General features: G+C 73.9%; 17 protein-coding genes. 12 read left to right on the top strand and 5 right to left on the bottom strand.

Going from position 1 to position 21,799, the window contains the following annotated elements; translation table 11 throughout:
- Nucleotides 1-79: 79 nt before the first annotated feature.
- Genes ACS5PV_RS01050 through ACS5PV_RS01040 form a run of 3 tightly spaced genes read left to right on the top strand, consistent with a single transcriptional unit; the run spans nt 80 to nt 2,879 of the window.
- A complete protein-coding gene (locus ACS5PV_RS01050) occupies nt 80-982 on the top strand; it encodes a glycine betaine ABC transporter substrate-binding protein (RefSeq protein WP_455393535.1) in 903 nt (300 codons plus the stop codon).
- On the top strand, nt 979-2,145 hold the full coding sequence (locus ACS5PV_RS01045) for an ABC transporter permease subunit (protein WP_455393534.1): 1,167 nt from the start codon (nt 979-981) through the stop codon (nt 2,143-2,145). The genes ACS5PV_RS01050 and ACS5PV_RS01045 overlap by 4 nt, the downstream gene beginning before the upstream one ends.
- Before the next feature lie 11 nt (nt 2,146-2,156).
- Nucleotides 2,157-2,879 carry an ABC transporter permease subunit gene (locus ACS5PV_RS01040; protein WP_455393876.1) on the top strand — a complete coding sequence of 241 codons (723 nt, stop codon included), beginning with the start codon at nt 2,157-2,159 and terminating at the stop codon, nt 2,877-2,879.
- A 3-nt stretch (nt 2,880-2,882) separates the two neighbouring features.
- Here the strand turns inward: ACS5PV_RS01040 and ACS5PV_RS01035 are convergent, their stop codons facing one another.
- On the bottom strand, nt 2,883-4,940 hold the full coding sequence (locus ACS5PV_RS01035; RefSeq protein ID WP_455393533.1) for a M3 family metallopeptidase: 2,058 nt from the start codon (nt 4,938-4,940) through the stop codon (nt 2,883-2,885).
- A 173-nt stretch (nt 4,941-5,113) separates the two neighbouring features.
- Between ACS5PV_RS01035 and ACS5PV_RS01030 the strand changes: the two genes are divergently transcribed.
- A complete protein-coding gene (locus ACS5PV_RS01030) occupies nt 5,114-5,983 on the top strand; it encodes an extensin-like domain-containing protein (protein ID WP_455393532.1) in 870 nt (289 codons plus the stop codon).
- Nucleotides 5,984-6,108: 125 nt separating this feature from the next.
- Nucleotides 6,109-7,200 (top strand): L,D-transpeptidase family protein, encoded by a 1,092-nt coding sequence (locus ACS5PV_RS01025; protein ID WP_455393531.1) that lies wholly within the window; start codon nt 6,109-6,111, stop codon nt 7,198-7,200.
- Between the two features lie 251 nt (nt 7,201-7,451).
- On the opposite strand, the gene gyrA is transcribed toward ACS5PV_RS01025, so the two are convergent.
- Nucleotides 7,452-10,211, bottom strand: a complete 2,760-nt coding sequence (gyrA, locus tag ACS5PV_RS01020) for a DNA gyrase subunit A (RefSeq protein ID WP_455393530.1) — start codon at nt 10,209-10,211, stop codon at nt 7,452-7,454.
- 301 nt (nt 10,212-10,512) lie between these two features.
- Between gyrA and ACS5PV_RS01015 the strand changes: the two genes are divergently transcribed.
- On the top strand, nt 10,513-11,736 hold the full coding sequence (locus ACS5PV_RS01015; RefSeq protein ID WP_455393529.1) for an MFS transporter: 1,224 nt from the start codon (nt 10,513-10,515) through the stop codon (nt 11,734-11,736).
- A 165-nt stretch (nt 11,737-11,901) separates the two neighbouring features.
- On the opposite strand, the gene ACS5PV_RS01010 is transcribed toward ACS5PV_RS01015, so the two are convergent.
- Entirely contained in the window at nt 11,902-12,213 is a 312-nt protein-coding gene (locus ACS5PV_RS01010) for a DUF2934 domain-containing protein (RefSeq protein WP_455393528.1), read from the bottom strand.
- A gap of 200 nt (nt 12,214-12,413) precedes the next feature.
- Here ACS5PV_RS01010 and ACS5PV_RS01005 point away from each other — a divergent pair, with 200 nt between their 5' ends.
- From ACS5PV_RS01005 to ACS5PV_RS00980, 6 genes are read left to right on the top strand one after another with little or no spacing between them, the layout of a single operon-like run.
- Nucleotides 12,414-14,372, top strand: coding sequence for a methyl-accepting chemotaxis protein (locus tag ACS5PV_RS01005; protein WP_455393527.1), 1,959 nt, complete (start codon nt 12,414-12,416; stop codon nt 14,370-14,372).
- Nucleotides 14,365-15,654 carry a chemotaxis protein CheW gene (locus ACS5PV_RS01000; RefSeq protein ID WP_455393526.1) on the top strand — a complete coding sequence of 430 codons (1,290 nt, stop codon included), beginning with the start codon at nt 14,365-14,367 and terminating at the stop codon, nt 15,652-15,654. The genes ACS5PV_RS01005 and ACS5PV_RS01000 overlap by 8 nt, the downstream gene beginning before the upstream one ends.
- Nucleotides 15,651-16,751 carry a chemotaxis-specific protein-glutamate methyltransferase CheB gene (cheB, locus tag ACS5PV_RS00995; protein WP_455393525.1) on the top strand — a complete coding sequence of 367 codons (1,101 nt, stop codon included), beginning with the start codon at nt 15,651-15,653 and terminating at the stop codon, nt 16,749-16,751. Before ACS5PV_RS01000 ends, cheB begins: the two co-directional genes overlap by 4 nt.
- The gene (locus tag ACS5PV_RS00990) at nt 16,748-17,614 is read left to right on the top strand and encodes a CheR family methyltransferase (protein WP_455393524.1); all 867 of its coding nucleotides are present in this window, start codon (nt 16,748-16,750) and stop codon (nt 17,612-17,614) included. Before cheB ends, ACS5PV_RS00990 begins: the two co-directional genes overlap by 4 nt.
- Nucleotides 17,607-19,637: a chemotaxis protein CheA gene (locus ACS5PV_RS00985; RefSeq protein ID WP_455393523.1), complete on the top strand. Its 2,031-nt coding sequence runs from the start codon at nt 17,607-17,609 to the stop codon at nt 19,635-19,637. The genes ACS5PV_RS00990 and ACS5PV_RS00985 overlap by 8 nt, the downstream gene beginning before the upstream one ends.
- A complete protein-coding gene (locus ACS5PV_RS00980; RefSeq protein WP_455393522.1) occupies nt 19,634-19,897 on the top strand; it encodes a hypothetical protein in 264 nt (87 codons plus the stop codon). The genes ACS5PV_RS00985 and ACS5PV_RS00980 overlap by 4 nt, the downstream gene beginning before the upstream one ends.
- Nucleotides 19,898-19,919: 22 nt before the next feature.
- On the opposite strand, the gene ACS5PV_RS00975 is transcribed toward ACS5PV_RS00980, so the two are convergent.
- Nucleotides 19,920-20,429 (bottom strand): hypothetical protein, encoded by a 510-nt coding sequence (locus ACS5PV_RS00975; protein WP_455393521.1) that lies wholly within the window; start codon nt 20,427-20,429, stop codon nt 19,920-19,922.
- A gap of 45 nt (nt 20,430-20,474) precedes the next feature.
- Entirely contained in the window at nt 20,475-21,578 is a 1,104-nt protein-coding gene (locus ACS5PV_RS00970) for an extracellular catalytic domain type 2 short-chain-length polyhydroxyalkanoate depolymerase (RefSeq protein ID WP_455393520.1), read from the bottom strand.
- Nucleotides 21,579-21,799: the final 221 nt, after the last annotated feature.

Below are 21,799 nucleotides of genomic sequence, written 5' to 3'. Positions count from 1 at the left end.
GCCGTCGCCCGGAAAGCCAGACATGTCAAGCGCACGGACCTGGGACGCGATGCAGCGGCGGCCAGATACTCCCCACCCCTTGAATCGGAGGGCCCTGATCGCGGGGGGGCTCGCCGGCCTCACCCTCGCCACGGGCGCGCGGGCCGACCGTCCGGTCGTCGTCGCCTCGAAGGTCGACGGCGAGGGCACGCTCCTCGGTCACCTGATGGTGATGGTGCTCCAGCGGCTCGGCGTGCCGGTGACGGCCCGGCTCCAGCTCGGCCCGACCCGCATCGTGCGCACCGCGCTCACCGCCGGCGAGATCGACGCCTACCCGGAATATACCGGCAACGCCGCCTTCTTCTCCGGCACCGACGCCGATCCGCGCTGGCGCCGGGCCGACACGGCTTACGTGGGAGCGAAGGCCTTCGATGCTGGGCGGGGCCTCACCTGGCTGAAGGCCGCCCCCGCCAACAACACCTGGCAGATCGCCGTGAAGGGCGACCTCGCCCGGGCCGAGCGCCTCGCCACGATGGCCGATTTCGCCGGCGCGGTCCGCCGCGGCTTGATCGAGCTCTGCGCCTCCGCCGAGTTCGTCGAGAGCCCGGCGGCGCTGCCGTCCTTCGAGCGGGCCTACGATTTCGTGATGCCGCGGGAGCGGATCGTGATGCTGCCCGGCGGCGACACCGCCGTCACCCTGCGGGCCGCGGCGCAGGGCATCAGCGGGGTCAATGCCGGGATGGTCTACGGCACCGACGGGGCGATCGCCGCCCTCGACGTCGCGGTGATGAGCGATCCGGAAGGCGCCCAGATGGTCTACGAGCCGGCGCCGGTCTTCCGCACCGCGGTCCTCGAGCGCTATCCGGGGATCGCCCCCGCCCTCGACCGCATCTTCGCCGGCCTCGACCTCGCGACCCTGCGGCGGCTGAACGCCCAGATCGCCGTCGAGGGCGACACCCCGGAGGTGGTCGCCCGCCGCTACCTCGGAACCCTGTCCCCATGACGTCAGGCACCCTCACGGTCGACACCCCGAAGCGACCCGTCGCCTGGCTGCCCTTGGCGGCAGCCGGCCTCGCCGTCGCGGCTCTCGCCGGCCTGCCGTTCCTCACCCTAGCGCCGAACCGCCTCGTGCCGGGCAGCCCGGTCGGAAGCGGTGTTGCGGGGATGGCGGCGAGCGGGCTCGCGGTCGCCGCGTCCGTGCTGCTCGCGGGTCCCCCGCGGCCGTGGCGCGGGTGGATCGCGCTCGCAGCGGTGCTCGCCGCCTGGTGCGCGCTGCTGCTCGGGGCCGGGCAGGGGGCGGCCTCGCTCCTCGCGGGCAAGCCGCCGGCGGCCCGCGCCGCCCTCGGATCGGGGGCCTGGCTCGCGCTCCTGGCGCTCTCGGGCCTCGCCGGAGAGGCGGCCAGGACCGCCCTGCCGCGCCGGGGCGGTCTCATCGGGGCCCTGCTGTGCCTGAGCCTCGCGCTGGCGATCGCGGGGGCGGGGCTCCTCGACTCCCTCTCGCTCGCGGTCGAGTACCGGGCGCGGGCAGGCGCCGTGGCGGGGGCCGTCGTGCAGCATCTCGGGCTCGCCTCCGCCTCGCTCCTCCTCGCCCTCGTCGTCTCCGTGCCGCTCGCGCTGCTGCGCCTGCGCGACGGGCCGGGCTCGCGGCTCGTCGACGGGCTCGTCGGCGGGATCCAGGTCGTGCCGGCGCTCGCGCTGTTCGCCGCCCTGGTGGCGGGGCTCTCCGGCCTCCTCACCCTCGTTCCGGCCCTGCGCGGCCTCGGCCTCTCCGCCATCGGGCCGGTGCCGGCGGTGATCGGCACCGCCGCCTACCTCGCCCTGCCGCTGGTGAGCGGGCTCGCCGCCGGCCTCGCCGCCGCCGATCCCGACGTGCTCGCCGCCGCCCGCGCGATCGGCCTCACGCCGCGCGAGGTACTGCTGCGGGTGCGCCTGCCGCTCGGCGCGCCGGTGCTGATCGGGTCCTTGCGGGTCGCGGCGGTGCAGAGCGTGGGGCTCGCCACCCTCGGCGGCCTAGTCGGGGCCGGCGGTCTCGGGGCGCTGGTCTTCGAGGGCATGGCGCAGTTCGCCCAGGACCTGATCCTGCTCGGGGCGCTCCCGGTGATCGGGCTGGCGCTCGCGGTCGATGCCGGGCTCGCGCTCCTCGCCAGCGGGAGGGCGCCGGCGTGACCCGCGCTCGCATGCACCGCGCCCTCCTGCCCCTGCTGCTGGGCTTGAGCCTCGCCGGCCTGAGCCTGCCGGAGGTCGCCGGGTTCGTCGTCCGGGCACTCGGCCTCCAGGCCGGCACCCCGGTGCCGGCCGGGCGCCTGGCCTGGCTCGCGCGCCAGCACCTCGTCCTGGCGCTCGCGGGCTTTTGCCTCGCCGGCGGGGCCGGGCTCGCCCTCGGCATCCTGGCGACCCGCGCCGGGGCCTCCTCGCGCGCCACCCTCGACACCCTGGCCGCCGCCGCCCAGGCAGCCCCCCCGGTGGTGGTGGTGGCGCTGGCGCTTCCGGTGATCGGTTTCGGCGCGGCCCCGATCCTCCTGGCGCTCGCCGCCTACGGGCTGATGCCGGTGATGCGCGGCACCGTCGGCGCCCTCGCCACCGTGCCCGACGAGGTGCGCCGGGCGGCGACCGGGCTGGGGCTCACGCCCGCGCAGACGCTGCTCCGGGTCGAGCTGCCGCTCGCCGCCGGGCCGATCCTCGAATCGCTGCGGGTGGTGCTCGTGTTGGCCGTCGCGACCGCCGCGGTCGGGGCGCTCGCCGGCGCCCAGACCCTCGGCACCCCGATCGTGGTCGGGTTGCAGACGCAGAACAACCTGGCGCTGGTCCAGGGCGCGGCGGCGGCCGCCGCGCTCGCCTTCCTGACCGAGGCGGCGTGGCTAGCCGCCTCGGCGGGCATGGGCCGGCTGCTGCGACGGTAGCGGTTACGCCGCCAGCCCCCGCTTGCGCAGGAGCGGCCCGGTGCTCGGCAGCCGGCCGCGGAACGCCGTGTAGGCGCTGCGGGCGTCGCGCAGGTTGCCGGCGCCATAGACGTAGGTCCGCAGGCGCTCGGCGGTGGCGGGATCGAAGATGTCGCCGGCCTCCCGGAAGGCGTCGAAGGCGTCGGCGTCCAGCACCTCGGACCACAGGTAGCTGTAGTAGCCCGCCGCGTAGCCTTCGCCGGCGAAGATGTGCTGGAAGTGCGGCGTGCGGTGGCGCATCGCGATCTCGGCCGGCATGCCGATGCGGCGTAGCGACTCCGCCTCGAAGGCCAGCGGATCGATGCCGCTCTCGGCCTGCCCCGAGAGGTGCAGGTCGAGGTCGACGATGGCCGACGCCGTGTACTCCACCGTGGCGAAGCCCTGGTTGAAGGTGCGGGCGGCGAGCAGGCGGGCCAGCAGGTCCTCGGGCATCGGCTCGCCGGTGCGGTAGTGGCGGGCATGGGCCCGCAACACCTCCGGCTGCTCCAGCCAGTGCTCGTAAAGCTGCGAGGGCAGTTCGACGAAGTCGCCCGCCACCGCGGTGCCGGCGAGCATCGGGTAGGTCACGTTCGAAAGCAGACCGTGCAGGGCGTGGCCGAATTCGTGGAACAGCGTGCGGGCGTCGTCGAAGGACAGGAGCGCCGGCTCGCCTTCGCCGCCCTTGGCGAAGTTCATCACGTTGACGATGATCGGCGTGACCTCGCCGGTCAGGCGCTCCTGCGAGCGGAAGCCGCTCATCCAGGCGCCCGAGCGCTTGCTCGCCCGCGCGAAGTAGTCGCCGAGGAACAGGCCGATCATCCGCCCGTCCCGGTCGGCGACCTCCCAGGCGCGCACCTCCGGGTGGTAGCGCGGCACGTCCGGCAGCTCGCGGAAGGAGAGGCCAAACAGCCGGTGCGCGGTGTCGAAGGCGGCCTGGATCATGCCCTCGAGGGACAGGTACGGCTTGATCTCGCCCTCGTCGAGGGCGTGCTCGCGCCGGCGCAGGCGCTCGGCGTAGTGGCGCCAGTCCCACGGCGCGAGGTCGAAGCCGTGGCCGTCCTCGCGGACGAGCGCCTGGAGCCGGTCGCGCTCGGATTGCGCCCGGCGGCGGGCCGGCGCCCAGACCTCCTCCAGGAGGCCGACCGCGGCCTCGGCGCTGCCCGCCATCGTGTCGTCGAGGCGGTAGGCGGCGTAGCTGGGATAGCCGAGAAGGCGCGCCCGCTCGGCGCGCAGGCGCAGGGTCTCGATGATGATCGCCCGGTTGTCGGTCTCGGCCCCGTTCTCGCCGCGGCGGATCCAGGCGGCGTAGGCGCGCTCGCGCAGGTCCCGGCGGGTCGAGAACACCAGGAACGGGTCGATCAGCGAGCGCGACAGGGTGACGACGTGGCTGCCCGGCAGCCCGCGCTCCTCGGCCGCCCGGCTCGCCGCGGCGCGCAGGAAGGGCGGCAGGCCGGCTAGGTCGTCCTCGGCCTTCAGCTCCAGCGCGAAGGCGGCCTCGTCGGCGAGCAGGTTCTGGCTGAACTGGGTGCCGAGCTCGGCGAGCCGCGCGGCGATCGCCGCCATCCGCTCCTTGGCCTCGGCGTCGAGCTCGGCGCCGGCGCGGCGGAAGCGCAGGCGGTAGCGCTCGCGCACCCGCTTCTGCTCGTCGGACAGGCCGTCCTCGGTGATGCCCGAGACCCGCGCCCACAGATCGGGGTTGAGGTAGATCGCGCTGCCGTGGCGGGCGAGCCGCGGCGCCACAGCCCGCTCCACCGCCTGGAGGTCCGGGTTGGTGTGGCTGCCGGTGAGGTTGAAGAAGGTCGAGGAGACCCGCCGCAGGGCCTGGCCTGAGCGCTCCAGCGCCTCGATCGTGTTGGCGAAGGTCGGCGGCTCGGGGTTGCCGGCGATCGCCTCGATCTCGGCGACGTGCTGGGCGAGCGCCCGCTCGAACGCCGGCTCGTAATGCGCAGGCGCGATGCGCTCGAAGGGCGGCAGCCCGTGCGGCGTGGTCCAGGCCGGCTCGGAGAAGGGGTTGGGCTCGTGCTCCGCCGTGACGCCGCGCATGCTGGTCCTCTCGCTGATTGGGCGGGCGACGATAGACCCTGGGGCGGGGCGCGCAAGCGCGGCCGGGATCGCGCGAGCGCGGCATGGTGCGCGGGAACGGCCACGCTTGGATGCCCGTTGAGGAGCGGGCGACGGGAAGCGCGCGACGGGAAGCGGGCCTGGGGGAGGGTGCGATGCCGGGGACGATCATGGGGCGGATCCTCGCCGCGCTGGCTGGGGGCGTGATCCTGGCAGGGCCGGCCGCGGCCCAGGCACCCGCCGCTCCACCAGCCTTGAGCCGGGTTCCGGCCGAGCAGGTGCCGCTGCCGCCACCCCGGCCCGAGGAGGCGAAGGGCCCGACGGCCACCGAACCGGCGAAGGAAGGTGCTTCCAAGGAGCCTGCCAAGGACACCGCAAAGGACGCCGCCAAGGACGCGCCGCCCATCCCCGAACCGGCGCCGCTGCCGCCCGAGCGGCCCACCGACGTGCCCTCCGGCCCGGCGCCGACCCCCGCCACGATCGTGCCCGACGACACCGCCTGCCTGCGCCGGCTCGACCGGCTCGGCGTCAAGGCGGAGCCGGTGGCACCGCTCTCCGACGGCCTGTGCGGGGCGGCCAAGCCCCTGCGGGTGACGGCCCTGCCCGACGGTGTCGCGCTCGCGCCCGCCGCCACGCTCACCTGCGTCGCCGCCGAGGCGCTCGGCCGCTGGAGCACCGAGGTGCGGGTGATCGCCGAGCAGACCCTCGGCAAGGCGCCCCAGACGTTCAAGATCGGCGGCTCCTACGAGTGCCGCGGCCAGAACCACGATCCGACCGCCAAGCTCAGCGAGCACGCCTATGCCAACGGAGTCGACGTGATGGGCTTCACCGTCGAGGGCCGGGCGCCGGTGATGGTGGGCGCGACGCGGGAGGGCACGCCGGAGGCGGCGTTCGAGGCCGCGGTCCGGGCCCGCGCCTGCGGCTTCTTCCGCACCGTGCTCGGGCCGGGCTCCGACGCCGCCCACGCCAACCACCTCCACCTCGACGAGCGCGAGCGCCCCGCTGGCCACCGCCTGTGCCAGTGAGCGCGACGATGACGGGAACGGGAGGGCGCTTCCAGCGCTTCTAGGGTCAACTGATTTCCAGGCTGGTTTCTCGGCTGATTTCTTGGCCGGCTCCTTGGCCGGCTTCATGAGCGGGAGTGTGTCCGATGCGGGGGACGGCGAGGCTCGGGGCGGCTCTGCTGGTTGTGGGTCTGTCGAGCGCGGCCGGCGCCGCGGACGCTCGCCTGACGGCGGACGCGATCAACCAGGCGCAGTTCGGCGCCGCGGCGCCCGACGGGCAGGAGAAGGGCCGGGAGACGGGCAAGGAGGCCGGCAAGGAGGCAGGAAAGAAGGAGGCGAAGGCCGCCGAGAAGCGCGCCGACCCGCTGATGGTGCGGGTGCAGGTGCTCCTCGACCGGGCCGGCTTCTCGCCCGGCGCCATCGACGGGCGCGACGGCGACAACCTGCGCGGGGCGCTCGCGGGCTTCGCCAAGGCCAAGGGCATGCCCACCGCGAAGGATCTCGACGCGCCGCTGTGGCAGGCCCTGTCCGGTACGAGCCAGGACCCGGCGGTGACGCAGTACACGCTGACCGAGCAGGACGTCTCCGGCCCGTTCGTGGAGGAGATTCCGCCCAAGATGGAGGAGCAGGCCGACCTGAAGGCGATGTCCTACACCTCGCCGGCCGAGATGCTGGCCGAGCGCTTCCACATGAGCAAGGGCCTGCTCGAGGCCCTCAACCCCGACGCGGCCCTGACCAAGGCCGGCACGGTGATCACGGTCGCGGCGGTGGCGCCGCTGGAGACCGGGCGCATCCCGGCGAAGGAACTGCCGCAGACCCCGAAGGTCACCCGCATCGAGGTCGACAAGGACGCGCTCCAGGTCCGCGCCTACGCCGAGGACGGGGCGCTGGTCCACCTCTACCCGGCCTCGATCGGCAGCGAGGAGAAGCCGGCCCCGAGCGGCGTGCTGAAGGTCGAGGGCGTCGCCTTCGACCCGACCTACACCTACAACCCGAAATACGAGTTCAAGGGCGTCGAGGCGAAGCACAAGTTCACCATCAAGCCCGGCCCGAACAACCCGGTCGGCGTGGTCTGGATCGATCTCTCGGGCAACGACGGCTACGGCATCCACGGCACGCCCGAGCCGGAGAAGGTCGGCAAGACCGAGTCGCACGGCTGCGTCCGGCTGACGAACTGGGACGCGCGCGATCTTGCGAAGCACGTCGAGAAGGGCGCGAAGGTCGATTTCGGGAAGTGATCGGACGCTGCACTGAATGACTTCAGGAAATCGCGGGATCCCCCCTCCCGTTTGGGAGAGGGGTAGGGGCGATCGAAGATCGCGCAGGGTGACACGGTTCAGAATAGAACTCGACAGTTGAGCTACCCGCACAACAGTCTGAGTTTCACACTGGAGCGTGTCACCCTCACCCCTAACCCCTCTCCCACACGGGAGAGGGGAATCGCGCTCTGGTTTTAGACGTTGAGAGTTTGGTCGAAACTACGATCAGATCAGCCCCCCTCGACCTCCCCGCCATCACCCTCGATCTCGGCCTCCGCCTCGCCCTCGCCCTCGATGTGCTCGACCGACACCACCTTCTCGGTCTTGTCGGTGTTGAACACCGTGACGCCCTGCGAGGCGCGCCCCACGACCCGGATGTCGTCGACGGGCACGCGGATCAGCTTGCCGGCATCGGTGACCAGCATGATCTGGTCGCTGGTCTCGACCGGGAACGAGGCGACGAGGGTGCCGTTGCGGGCGTTGACCTCCATCGCCTTGATGCCCTTGCCCCCGCGGTTGGAGGTCCGGTACTCGAAGGACGAGGTGCGCTTGCCGAAGCCGCGCTCCGACAGGGTGAGGACGAACTGCTCGGCCGCCCCCATGGCGATGTAGCGGTCCTGCTCGAGGTCGATCGAGGCCGCGGCCTCCTCGCCCTCGGGCTCGGGCGCCGCCGGCAGCTCGATCGCCTCGCCGGTGGCGCGACGGTCGGCGTTGGCGCGCTTGAGGTAGGCTTGGCGCTCCTCGGGCGAGGCCTCGAAGTGGCGCAGGATCGTCATCGAGATGACCTCGTCGTCCTTGGCGAGGTTGATGCCGCGCACGCCGGTGGAATCGCGGCCCTTGAACACCCGCACGTCGGTGACGGGGAAGCGGATGCACTGGCCCGCGCCCGTGGTCAGCAGCACGTCGTCGGCTTCCGTGCAGATCTCGACGTGGACGATGTGGTCGCCCTCGTCGAGCTTCATGGCGATCTTGCCGTTGCGGTTGACCTGCACGAAGTCGGACAGCTTGTTGCGGCGCACGCTGCCCGACGCGGTCGCGAACATCACGTCGAGGGTTTCCCAGGACGCCTCGTCCTCGGGCAGCGGCATGATCGTGGTGATGCGCTCCTTGCCCTGGTCGAGGGGCAGGATGTTGACGAGCGCCTTGCCGCGCGCGTTCGGCGCCGCGAGCGGCAGCCGCCACACCTTCTCCTTGTAGGCCTGGCCCTGCGAGGAGAAGAACAGCACCGGGGTGTGGGTGTTGGCGACGAACAGCCGGGTGACGAAGTCCTCGTCGCGCATCGACATGCCGGCGCGGCCCTTGCCGCCGCGGCGCTGGGCCCGGTAGGTCGAGAGCGGGACGCGCTTGATGTAGCCGGCGTGGGACACGGTCACGACCATGTCCTCGCGCTGGATCAGGTCCTCGTCCTCGACGCTCGAATCCCAGTCCAGGATCTCGGTCTTGCGCGCCGTCGCGTACTCGGCCCGTACCTCGGCGAGCTCGTGCTTGACGATGCCCATGATCCGGGCGCGCGAGCGCAGGATGTCGAGGTAGTCGGCGATCTCGTCGGCGAGCCGCTTCAGCTCGTCGCCGATCTCGTCGCGGCCGAGCGCGGTCAGGCGCTGCAGCCGCAGGTCGAGGATGGCGCGGGCCTGGGTCTCGGACAGGCGGTAGGTGCCGTCCTCGCTCACCCGGTGGCGCGGGTCGTCCACCAGCGCGATCAGCGGCGCGATGTCCTCCGCCGGCCAGTCGCGGGCCATCAGGGCCTCGCGGGCGGTGTTGGGATCGGGCGAGGTGCGGATCAGCCGGATCACCTCGTCGATGTTGGCGACCGCGATGGCGAGGCCGCACAACACGTGCGCCCGCTCGCGCGCCTTGTTCAGCAGGAACTTGGTGCGGCGCGACACGACCTCCTCGCGGAAGTCGATGAAGGCCTGGATCAGGTCCTTGAGGTTGAGGAGTTCCGGGCGCCCGCCGTTCAGCGCCACCATGTTGCAGCCGAAGCTCGTCTGCAACGGGGTGTAGCGGTAGAGCTGGTTCAGCACCACGTCGGCGACGGCGTCGCGCTTCAGCTCGACCACGATGCGCATGCCGTCGCGGTCGGATTCGTCGCGAAGATCCGCGATGCCCTCGACGCGCTTCTCTCGCACCAGATCGGCGATCTTCTCGACCAGCGACGCCTTGTTCACCTGATACGGGATCTCGGTGAAGACCAGCGCCTCGCGCTCCTTGCGCAGCTCCTCGATGTGCGACTTCGCCCGCATGATTACCGAGCCGCGGCCGGTCATGTAGGCCGAGCGGGTGCCCGAGCGCCCGAGGATCGAGCCGCCGGTGGGGAAGTCCGGCCCCGGGATGATGTCGTTCAGGCCCTCGATGGTGATCGCCGGATCGTCGATGAGGGCGATGCAGCCGTCGATCACCTCGCCGAGGTTGTGCGGCGGGATGTTGGTCGCCATGCCGACCGCGATGCCGCCGGCGCCGTTGACGAGGAGGTTGGGGAAGCGGGCGGGCAGGACCGCCGGCTCGTCCTTCGACTCGTCGTAGTTCGGGTTGAAGTCGACGGTGTCCTTGTCGATGTCCTCGAGCAGCGCCATGGCGGGCTTGGCGAGGCGCGATTCGGTGTAGCGCATCGCCGCCGGCGGGTCGCCGTCGATCGAGCCGAAGTTGCCCTGGCCGTCGACCAGCATCAGCCGCATGGCGAAGTCCTGGGCCATGCGGACGAGGGCGTCGTAGATCGACTGGTCGCCGTGCGGATGATACTGGCCCATCACGTCGCCGACGATGCGGGCCGACTTCACGTACTTGCGGTCCGGCAGGTAGCCGTTCTCGTACATGGAGTACAGGATGCGGCGATGCACGGGCTTGAGGCCGTCGCGCGCGTCCGGCAGGGCCCGGCTGACGATGACGCTCATCGCGTAGGCCAGGTAGGACTGGCGCATCTCGTCGGTGATCGAGACGGGCTTGATGTCGGTCGCGGGCGGGGGGGCGCCGGTCGGGTCGTTCTCTGCCAAGGTCTGTCTCTCGTCGCGGCCCGCGCGGGCTCACACTCTCTCGCCGGACGGCTTAGCCGATTTGCGCCCCGGGTGCCAGCACGACGCACGGAAGGGCAAAGCAAATCAGCATCTTAGATGGGCGTTCCGGGGATGTTCCACAACCCCGCCGGACTCCTGTGGACGAGTGTCCCGCGAACTCGTTAGAGATTGGCAAAGGATGCGGGGGACGGGCGCCGGCCATCGGCAATGTCCGCCGCGGGAGGCCGCCACCGATGGACGTTTTCGTGGATCGCGCACCGGTCTGGGGGCCGGGCCTCCCATGATCCCGCAGCGGCGCTGGCCGGTCATCTCGGCGCTGGGCATCGTGCAGATCCTCGCCTGGGGGTGCAGCTACTACCTGCTGACGGTGCTCGGGCCCTCGATCGCGGCGGAGACCGGCTGGGGGCTGCCCTGGATCTTCGGCAGCCTCACCGCCGGCATGCTGGCGGCGGGCCTCGTCGCGCCGTTCGCCGGCCGGACGATCGGCCGTCGCGGCGGGCGGCCGGTCCTGACGGTCTCGACCCTGCTGCTCGCCGCCGGGCTGGTGATCTTGAGCCTCGCGCCCAATCTGCCGGTCTTCGCCCTCGGCTGGCTGGTGATCGGCGCGGGAATGGGGTCGGGGCTCTACGATGCCGCCTTCGCCACCCTCGGGCGGCTCTACGGCGCCGACGCGCGCCCGGCGATCACGACGCTGACCCTGTGGGGCGGGTTCTCCAGCACCCTGTGCTGGCCGCTCTCGGCCTTCCTGCTCGCGCATCTCGGCTGGCGCGGCACCTGCCTGACCTACGCCGCCCTGGAGCTCGGCGTGTGCCTGCCGCTGATCCTGGGCGCGGTCCCGTCCGCCGACCCGCGGCCGGCGGCAGGGAGCGGCCGGTCGGACGCGGTGGCGCTCGATCCCGCCGAGCGGCCGGTCTTCCTGGTGCTGGCGGGAATCGTGACCTGCACCGGCATCGCCACCTCGATCTTCTCGGTGCACCTGCTGACGCTGCTGCAGGATCGCGGCCTGTCGCTGGCGGCGGCGGTGTCGCTGGGCACCCTGGTCGGGCCGTCGCAGGTCGGGGCGCGGCTCCTCGAAGTGGCGAATCGCAGCCGGCACCACCCGATCTGGACGCTCACCGTCGCGGTGGTGCTGATGGCGGCCGGCCTCGCGCTGCTCGGGAGCGGGCTGCCGGCGCCGGGCCTGGTGCTGGTGGTCTACGGCGCCGGCAACGGGCTCTACTCGATCGGCCGCGGCACCCTGCCGCTCGCCCTGTTCGGACCCGAGCGCTACGCCGCCCTGCTCGGCCGGCTGGCGAAGCCGAGCCTCGCCGCCCAGGCCGTCGCGCCGTCCGTGGGCGCCTACCTCATCGCGCATGCGGGCGCCGACGCGACGTTCGGCGCCCTGGCGATCCTCGGCCTGATCGACGTCGCCCTCGTCGGGCTGCTGTGGCGGGTGAGGCGCCGCGGCGCGGTCCCGGCCGGGGCCCTAGACGAAAAACCCCTCCCGCAGGGCGGAAGGGGCTGATACCAACGGTCGTTGCAAACGACCTTTGGTTCCGTTCTCGAATTTTCGCTAAGCCTTTGGCTTAGTGTCGAAAATTTGAGATGGATCGATGGCCCGATGCGTCAGCATCTTGGGCCACTTGGTATGATAACCGGGTCGGACGCGGCTCGCGCCCGACATCGATTGTTAATGCGTGGTGACGTTCTCGGCCGCTGCAGTCGCGCGGCGCCGGCGCGGGGCCGGCTTCGCGGCGGCCTCGGACACCTCGGCCACGACCTTGGCCGCGGCGCTCTTCGCGGCGGCCGGCTTGCGGGCCGCCGGCTTGCGCACGGGCTTGGCGGCGACCGCCTCGGCGACCGGGGCCTCGGCCCGCAGTTCCTCCCGGGTGAGCTCCTGCTCGGCCAGGCGCCAGTAATGCTCGTCGCGGCCCGGCGCGCAGCCGTCCCGCTCCCACAGGGCGTAGGCCCGCTCGCGAATGCTCGTCTCGAAGTGATCCATCCCGACCTCCTCGGTGTTCAGTTGAGCGGACCATCGCGGCTCGTGGTTAAGGAAGCCCTAACCGATGCGGCGCGGGCGCCCTGCCGGCACGAGGAGCGGGATTCCGCGACACGCTCCCCAGCCGGAGATCCCCGTCGCGCTTGCCGCGGGGCCGCGCCTCCGGCACACCGGCGCAGGCGCGAGCGGGTTGTTTGGCTGCGATGGCACTGGTGAAGAAGGCGAAGCTCGCGGCGCGGAACGCTACGCCCGCGGCGCCGGAGGCGGAGGCGCCCCGGCCGGGCCGGACCCGCGAGCGGACGGGCACGCGCCGCGAGCCGGTGGATACGCGCCGGCAGAAGGCGACCGAGCGCCTGGGTGCCGCCACCGAGGAGCTGGCCGCCGGCGTCACCGAGGCCGCCGCGGCGGCCGAGGAGCTGCGCCGGGCGATGGAGCAGATCGCCGGCGGGGCCGAGGAGGCCGCGGGTGCCGCGCAAGAGTCCCTCGCCGCGGTGGCGGCGATCGTCGGGCGCTTCCGCGAGGCGCGGGAGCGGGCCGACCTGTCGCGCCAGCGCACCGCCGCGTTCCAGTCCGTCCTCGCCGAGGCCAGCGTCCAGGCGAACCAGTCGGTCGCGGCGATCGAGGCCGAGGCCGAGCGCCAGGCCGCGACGGTCGCCATCGCCGACGACCTCGACCGCGGGGCGGCGAGCGTCGGCGAGGTCACCGGCACGGTCGCGGAGATCGCCGACCAGACCGGGCTGCTCGCCCTCAACGCCGCCCTGGAGGCGGTCCGGGCCGGCGAGCACGGCCGCGGCTTCACGGTCGTCGCCGACGAGGTGCGGGCACTGGCCGAGACCGTGGAGGCCGGCGCCGGCGAGGTGCGCGAGCGCGCCGAGGCGATCCGGGCCGAGATCCGGGCCCTCGGCGGCGCGATCCGGGACGCCGCCGCGCGGGCGGTGGCGGAGGCCGCCTCGGGGGCGGGGGCTGCCCGGCGGCTCGAAGCGGCGCGGGCCGATCTCGGGATCCTGGCCGAGGGCGCGCAGGCCATCCTGGCGGCGGCGCTCCGGGCGGAGACGACCACCCGCGAGGCGCAGAACGGCGCCGAGCAGGTTGCGGCGGCGGCCGAGGAGCAGGCGGCCGCGGCAGCGGAGGCGCAGCGCGCGGTGGCCCAGCAGACGGAAGCCCTCGACCAGGGCCAGGCCACCGCCGAGGCGCTGGCCGCCCTCGCCGAGACCCTGGGCGGCGGCAGCGCGGACCGCGCAGCCCCCGAGAAGGCGGACGCGGCCGGCGCCAACCCCGAGGCGATCGCCGGCGCCGCCGACGCGCTCTCGGCCTCGATCCAGGAATTGTTTGGCGCCGCCGCCCAGATTCTCGCGGCGATCGAGCAGATCAGCCGCGGCCTGACCGTCCAGAGCGCCGCCGCCCGGCAATCCGCGGCCGCCATGACGCAGGTCGAGAGCGCCGCCACGCAGGCCCGCACCGGCGCCGACGGCGCGCTGGCGCAGGTCGCGGCCCTGGCCGAGGCCCTGCGCGAGGCCCGCGCCACCCTCGGCGGCCTCGCCGACGGTGTCGGGCAGGCCCTCGACGGGATGCGCGCCTCCCTCGACCGCCTCGGCACGATCGAGGACGGCGCCGGCCGCATCGAGGCGATCGCCGAGGGCATCGCCCTCGTGGCGGTGCAGATCGGCATGCTGGCGGTGAGCGGCGCGATCGAGGCCGCCCGCGCCGGCGAGGCCGGCCAGGGCTTCGCGCTCGTCTCAGGGGACATCCGGGCGCTGTCGCGCGACGCGAGCGCCGGGGCCGAGCGGATCCGCGCCACCCTGCGGTCGATCCGGGACGGCGCCGCCGCCCTGCGCCGGGCGCTCGAACGCGCAGTGGCCGCCGCCGAGGCCGAGGTAGCGAAGAACCGGGCCCTGACCGCCGGCCTCGCCGCGGTCGCGGCCGACGTGGCCGAGCTGGAGCAGGCCAACCGCGAGATCGCCGGCGGGGCCGACGACATCCTCACCGCCGCCGCCGGCATCGCGGCGGGCGCCCGCCAGATCGCCGCCGCCGCCGAGGAGGCCGACCGCGCCTCGAGCGAGGCCGCCACCGCCGCCCGCCAGCAGGCCCGCGGGGCCGAGGACCTGGCGGCGGCGGTCGAGGAGATCGCCCTGCTCGCCGACGAGTTGCAGGCGGATGGCTGAGGCCGGAGGAGAGCGCGTCCTTCTCGTCGCCCTCGGCGGGGACGGCACGCGCGTCGCCCTCCCGGCCGCGCGCGTGCGCGCCCTGGCGCCGGTCCCGGCGCTCACCCGGGTGCCGGGCGCGCCGGCATTCCTCGCCGGCCTCGCCGAGACGCGCGGCGCGACGCTCCCGGTCCTCGACCTCACCCGGCTGCGCGCGCCGTCCTCGGCGCCGGCGGCACCGGGCCGGATGGTGGTGGCCGAGGTGGACGGGCCGGTCGGGCTCCTCGTCGCCGGGATCGTCGGCCTCGCGGCGGATCCGGGCGGAGCCGCGATCCTCGACCTGCCGGGGCTCGTCGCGAGCCTCCTGCCGCGGCGGGCGGGGGGCGCCGGCGAGGCCGGCACGTCCCGCAGCCAGGCCGCGCCCCCGGAGCCGCCGCGGGTCTCCCTCCTGGCGCTCACGGCCGCCGGGCGGTCCTACGCCCTGCCGCTCGACGCGGTCGAGGCGGTGACGCGCCGGTCGGATGCCGTCGTGCCGGCCTCCGATGCGGGCTCCGCCTCCCTCGGCACGATGCCGTGGCGCGGGCGCGCGCTGCCGCTCGTCGGCCTGGCCGCCCGGCTCGGGCTCGCGGGCGGAGCCGGCACCCGGGTCGCGGTGCTCGGCGGCGTCGGGCTCGTCGCCGACCGCATCGGGCCGGTGCTGCGGGTGCGGCCGGAGACGATCGACCCGGTACCCCGGGCCCTGCGCCGCGCCGGCCCGGCGGGCGATCTCGCGGCCGGGTTCGTGCGCCTCGACGACGGGAGCCTCGTCTGCCTCCTGTCGCCGCAAGGCCTCGCCGAGGATGCCGAGCCAGCCCGGGCGGTCCCCGTCACCGCCGGCAGCGAGGCGGTCGTCGTCCTCGACCTCGCCGGGCGCGCCTACGGCCTGCCCGCCGGGGCGGTGCGCCGGGTGGAGCGGGCGCCGGACGCGCTCGTGCGGGTGCCCCGGGCGCCGGACGACCTCGCCGGGATGCTGGCGGTCCGCGGCGGGGCGCTGCCGATCCTTGACCTCGGCCGGCGCCTCGGCCTGCCGCCCGGCGGCAGCTTCAAGCGCCTCGTGGTGGTTGAGGCCGGAGGCGCGCAGGCCGGCCTCCTCGTCGACGGCGCGGCGCGGCTGGTGCGGCCGCGGACCGGGGCGATCCGGCCGGCGCCGGAGGGGCACCCCGCCGTGACCCGGGTCGCCGAGCTGCCGGACGGGCCGCTGCCGCTGATCGACCCCGCCGCGCTCCTCCTCCGTGCCGCGTTCGCCGGGAGGCTTGCTGCATGATCCGCCTCCTCGTGGTCGACGACTCGGCGCTGATGCGCAAGGTCCTGGGCGGCATCTTCGCCGCCGAGGGCGATTTCGAGCTGGCCTTCGCCCGCGACGGGCTCGACGCCCTCGACCTCCTGCCCCGCTTCGCCCCCGACGTCGTGACCCTCGACGTGACCATGCCGGGGCTCGACGGGCTCGCCTGCCTCGACCGGATCATGCTGGAGCGGCCCTGCCCGGTGGTGATGCTGTCCTCGCTGACCCGGGAGGGCGCCGAGGCAAGCCTCGACGCCCTGGCGCGGGGCGCGGTCGACGTGCTCGAAAAACCCGCCGGCGCGGTGTCGCTCGACCTCGACCGGTTCGCGCCGCTGCTGGTGCAGAAGGTGCGGGCGGCCGCTCGCGCCCGGCCGCGCACCGCCCACGGGCTCGCGGCGCGCCTGCGCGCGCGCCACGCCGATCTCGCCCCGCGCCCCGCAGCGCGGACAGTATCGCCAGCGATGGATCCTGCCCCGGAGCCGGCCCCGTCCGTGCCGGCGGACCAGGCCGGCGGCCTCGTCCTGGTCGGGACCTCGACCGGCGGGCCTCCGGCGCTCACCGCCCTCCTCGGTGAGCTGCCCGGGGATTTCCCCTGGCCGATCGTCGTCGCCCAGCACATGCCGGCGACCTTCACCGGGCCGCTCGCCCGCCGGCTCGACGGGCTCTGCGCGCTCCAGGTGCAGGAGGTGACGGCGCCAGTGCCCCTGGTGCCGGGCCGGGTCTATGTCGGGCGCGGCGACGCCGACGTGATCGTGGTGCGCCGGCCCGGCGGCCTGATGGCGGCGCCGGCCCCGGCCCAGGCCGACTATCCCTGGCATCCGAGCGTCGATCGCCTGGTGGCGAGCGCCCTCGATCTCGTGCCGCCGCAGCGCCTCGTCGGGGTGCTGATGACCGGCATGGGCCGCGACGGCGCCCGCACCATGGCGGATCTGCGGGCGCGCGGCGGGCGCACCATCGCGGAGGCCGAGGCGACGGCGGTGGTCTGGGGCATGCCGGGCGAGCTGGTGCGGGCCGGCGGCGCCAGCGTGGTCGCGCCGCTCGAGGCCATCGCGGCCGAGCTGACGGCGCTCGTCGCATGACGTCGGACATCGACGCGACGCTCGCCGAGCCCGACCTGGCGCGGGTCTGCGACCTGCTCTACCGCCAGACCGGCATCCTGGTGCCGGGAAACCGGCGCGCCTTCGTCGAGCGCCGGGTGCTGGAGCGGATGCGCGCCACCGGCGCCGACGCCCTGCCGGCCTACCTCGCCCGGCTGCAGGCCGACATCGACGGCGAGGTGCAGCTCTTCGTCAACGCCTTCACGGTCAACGAGACCTATTTCAACCGCGAGGAGCACCAGCTGCACTGTCTCACCGGCTCGCTCCTCGCCGCGATCACCGCCGGGCGGGATCCGGGCGATCCGATCCGGATCTGGTCGATGCCCTGCGCCACCGGCGAGGAGCCCTACTCCCTGGCGATCTGGCTCCTGGAGCACTGGCCGGCGGTCGACGCGTGGGAGATCGAGATCGTCGGCTCGGACATCGACACCCGGGCGCTCGCCGCGGCGGAGGCCGGGCGCTACGGCGCCCGGGCGCTCGGCCGGCTGCCGCCCGCCCTGGTCGACCGCTACTTCACGCCGGAGGAGGGGAGGGCGGGCGCGCCGTCCTGGCGCATCCTGCCGGAACTGCGCGGCTCGGTGCGCTTCAGCCGCCGCAACCTCGTCGACGGGGCCGGGATGGCGCAGGAGGGGCGCTTCGACATCGTGTTCTGCCGCAACGTTCTGATCTACTTCGACGACGCCTCGCGGCGAACCGCCGCCGCCAACCTGTTCGCCGCCCTGCGGCCGGGCGGCTTCCTCTGCCTCGGCCACACCGAATCGATGGCCCGGATCCCGTCGCGGTTCCTCACCCGCCGCTTCCCCGAGGCGATCGTCTACCAGCGCCCGGAGGACGCGCATGGCTGAGGCGGGCCGCGCCGACGACATGGTGGCGGATTTCGTGGCCGAGGCGCGCGAGCTGATCCAGGCCGCGGCCGACGACCTGCTGGCCCTCGAAGGCGCCCCCGATCCGGCGGTGCTGAACCGGGTGTTTCGCGCCATCCACACCCTCAAGGGCTCGGCCGCCCTGTTCGACTGGCCCGACATGCTCGCGGCGCTCCACGCCGCCGAGGACGGGCTCGACGCCGCCCGCGCCGGGCGGCTCGCGACCGGCCCCGCCCTCGTCGACGCGGCGCTCGCCACCCTCGACGCCGCGGCGCGCTGGACCGAGGCGATCGCCGCGACCGGGGCGCTGCCCTCGGGAAGCGCGGCGGAATCGGCCCGGATCGTCGCGGGCTTCCGGACCCTGCTGGCGGCGGGTGCGCCCCCCGATCCGACGCCGGCCGACGCGATCTCCGGTCCGGTCCCCGGCTGGGCCGCCGGCCTGCTGGCGGGTCTGTCCGCGCGGCCGGACCGCGCCCTCGTCGCCCTGCGCTACGTCCCGCGGGCCGATTGCTTCTTCGGCGGCGACGACCCCGTCGGCCTGGTGCGCCGGCTGCCCGGGCTCGTCGCCCTCGACATCGCCCCCGCGGCCCCCTGGCCGCCGGCGGAAACCCTCGACGTCTTCGCCTGCAACCTCGCGCTGACGCTGCTCACCACGGATCCGCGGGGGGAGGTCGACGCGGTGTTCCGCCTGGTGCGCGACCAGGTCACGGCCGTGACCCTGGCGCCGGAGCCGGCGCCGGCCGAGGCAGCCACCGGCGCCGAGACGGCCCTTGGCGCCGAGACGGCCCTTGGCGCCGAGACGGCGCCCAGGACCCTGCGGGTCGATGCCGGCCGGATCGACGCCCTGGTGGCCCTGGCCGACGATCTCGCCACCGCCCGTACGGCCCTCGGCGCGGTGGTCGCCAGGGCGGCTGCCGGAGTCGATGCCGCCGCCCTGCTCCCCGCCCTGCGGGCGAGCGACGAGCGCATCGGGCGGCTCTCGGCCGAGCTGCACCGGGAGGCGGTGGCCTTGCGGCTCCAGCCCCTGGCGCGGGTCTTCCGCCGCTTCCCGCGGCCGTTGCGCGACATCGCCCGCGGGCTCGGCCGGGAGGTGGCGCTGGGCCTGGAGGGCGAGGGGACCGAGGTCGACCGGGACGTGGCGGAGGGGCTGTTCGAGCCCCTGCTGCACCTCCTGCGCAACGCCGTCGACCACGGCATCGAGCCGCCCGAGGCGCGGGCCCGCGCCGGCAAGCCGGCGGCGGGCCGGATCGTCCTGCGGGCCGAGAGCCGGGGCGAGCGGGTCGTGGTCTCGGTGTCGGACGACGGGCGCGGCCTCGATCCCACCCTGATCCGCGCCCGCGCCGCCGCCCGCGGGCTGATGGCGCCGGCTGACCTAGCCGCCCTCGACGCCGCCGGGGTGATCGACCTGATCTTCGCCCCCGGCTTCTCGACGGCCCTGGAGGTCGGCGCCGTCTCCGGCCGCGGCGTCGGCATGGATGCGGTGCGCGAGGCCGTCACGCGCCTCGGCGGTCGCTGCACCGTCGAGAGCCGGATCGGCGAGGGCACCACGGTCCGGCTGATCCTGCCCCGCGCCCAGTCCCTCGCCCGGCTGCTGCTCGTCGGGATCGGCCCGGAACTCTACGCCCTGCCGATGGAGGCGGTGGACGAGCTCGCACGGGTGAGCCGCGATACCATCCGCGACCACGGCTTCGGCGCCGCCACGGTCTTGCGCGGCCGGACGGTGCCGGTGCTCCACCTCGCCGACCTGCTCGAGGCAGGCACCGGGGCGGCACCCGCCGAGGCGCGGCTGGCGGTGTTGCGGCTCGGGACCGAGCGCGTCGCCGTCGAGGTCGACCGCTTCGCCGGCCGCCTCGACGGGCTGGTGCGGCCGCTGCCCGGTCTCGCCGCCCTGCCGGGCCTCGCCGGCACCACGCTCGCCGGCGACGGCCAGGTGCTGCTGGTGCTCGATCCGGACACCCTGGTCGGGCAAGGAGAGGGGCAAGGGCAAGGGGAGGGGGCGCCGTGAGCGTGCGCCGCGACGGTGAGCTGATCCGCCTCGAGGGCGCCTGCCCGGTGGAGGAGGCCGAGACCCTGGCCGCGCTGCTCCTCGCCGATCCCGGCGCGGGGGTGGAGTGGAGCGCCTGCACCGGGCTGCACAGCGCGGTGATCCAGGTGCTGCTGCGGCTGCGCCCGCCGCTCCACGGCCCCTGCGGCGACCCCTTCGCGGCCCGCTGGCTCGCGCCGCTCCTGGCGGCGCCGGCCCCGGGTCAGGAGCGGACCGGCTGAGCGGCGCCGGCGGCCGGACCCGTCACGCCGCCGCGGTGGCCTTCGCGGAGCGCGCCGCCTGGATCTTCTTGCTCAGCCAGTACGAGTATCCGACGGTCGTGTTGTCGATCAGGGTGGTCACGCTGGTCATGTAGTTCGTCGCCAGGTCGCCGTACTGGCCGATCAGGTTGTACTCCTGCTCGATGACCTTCGACAGGGTGTTGGCCTTGCGCAGCTGGAGCGAGCCTTCGTAGACCCGCAGCAAGCCGGCCCGCCAGTCCTGGTCGATCTTGCAGAGCTGCTTCACGAAGGCGCCGTGCATCTCGTAGAGTTCGCCGATCGTGTCCGAGTCGGGGCTCTCCGACAGGAGCTGCGCGGTCCCGACGGCGTTGGCGGTGCTGCGCGTCGCGAGCTCGCCGACGAGCACCGTGTGGCGCAGGGGCGCGGCGACCGGCGTCGCGGCGACCGGCGCCTGCTCGGTCGCGCTCACGGCCGATTTCACGAAGGCGGCGAACGGAAGGAACGGGCCGGGCGGTGTGGTCTCGAAGGTCATCTCGACATTCCTGTGCGGGAGGTTGGCTCGTGCGACGTCCGGCGCTCAGCCACCCAGGCGCTCCAGCATGGCGGCGATCGCCTGGATCTGGACGGCGTCCTTCGAGTAGTAGTCGGGGTTGTGCGGGTTGGACGAGCTGTAGCCCCACCAGTCCCAGCACCCGTCCGGGTTCTGGAGCTCGCCGCCGTCGCTCCCCTCGACCTGCGGGTAGAGCACGATGATGTCGTTGCTCTCGGCGATGTGGTTGTAGCCGGTCGTGGTGATGTAGCGGTTGCCGTAGGGAGGCTGATTGGCGGTGTCGGGCAGGCCGCGGACGTAGCTGACGTAGTTGTAGCCCTGCTTGCAGCCGTGCAGCGCGACGTGCACCCGGGCCTGGGCCCGCCCGGCCAGCACCGCCGAGGGCACGTAGGCGTAGCCGAAGTCGCTCATGCTCGCGCGCTTGCTGCCGCCGAAGAACTCCCTCTGGTCGAAGCGGATCAGCCGCCCCATCAGGTGCTCCGCCGGCTCGTTCAGCGGGCCGTAGATGTGCCGGAGAATCGCATGCGACTGCATGAAGTTGCCGTTGTTGATGTAGGGCGGCCGGTTGTCCGCGAGCGCCGAATCCTCGAGGTTGTCGGTGATGATCGCGTGGCCGGCATCGACGACGTCGTCGTACAGGATGTTGGCGGGGTCGACGCCGAGGTGCAGGTAGAACTCCCGCGTGCGGCTCACCACGTCCGGATAGACGACGCAGTCGGACCGGCCGGTGAAGATGTACAGCCGGTGATCGGCGAGACCGTCGAGCGGGTCGATCAGGCGGTCGCCCGCCGCGTCCCGGGCCAGGGCCGCGAGATCGCCGGCATCCGGCGCCATCTGCGGGATCAGCGGATTCATCCCGATGGCGAGCGCGCCGAGCTGGAAGGCGTCGGCGGCGAGCAAAGCCGCCCCGCGGAACGATTCCGCGCAGCGGAACGGCCCGCCCGCGATGATTCCCGCGCCCTTGAACTTGCGCGAATGAGCGAGGTGCAGCTGCACCGTCATGAACGCTCCGGAAGACAAGCCGGAGATGAAACTCTCGCCCGGCCTGACGTCGTATCGCGTCAGGCGTTCGGCCATCTGGCCCTGGTAGCCCATGTCTTGATCTCCCGACACGTCGCGCCCGTCCGACATGTCTCTCACCTCGGAAACTCTTGGTCGCCGAGACGCTTCCGGACCAGAGCACGGTCGGCATCGTCTCGCAAGTGCGAAAACGGGGGAAGATTTTTGCAGCGCCAGAAAACTCCCGTGGGGGATAGTGATGAGGCGCGAACCACGACACGGGTCACTTGCGAGCGATGCTGTAAGACCATTGGCACCGATCCCCGGGATGATGGGCGCGGCGCCCGAGGTGA

It is taken from the genome of Methylobacterium sp. Gmos1 (genome assembly GCF_053764715.1).
The sequence above is the reverse complement of the archived record's forward strand: the minus strand, read 5'-3'. Positions and strand labels throughout refer to the sequence as shown.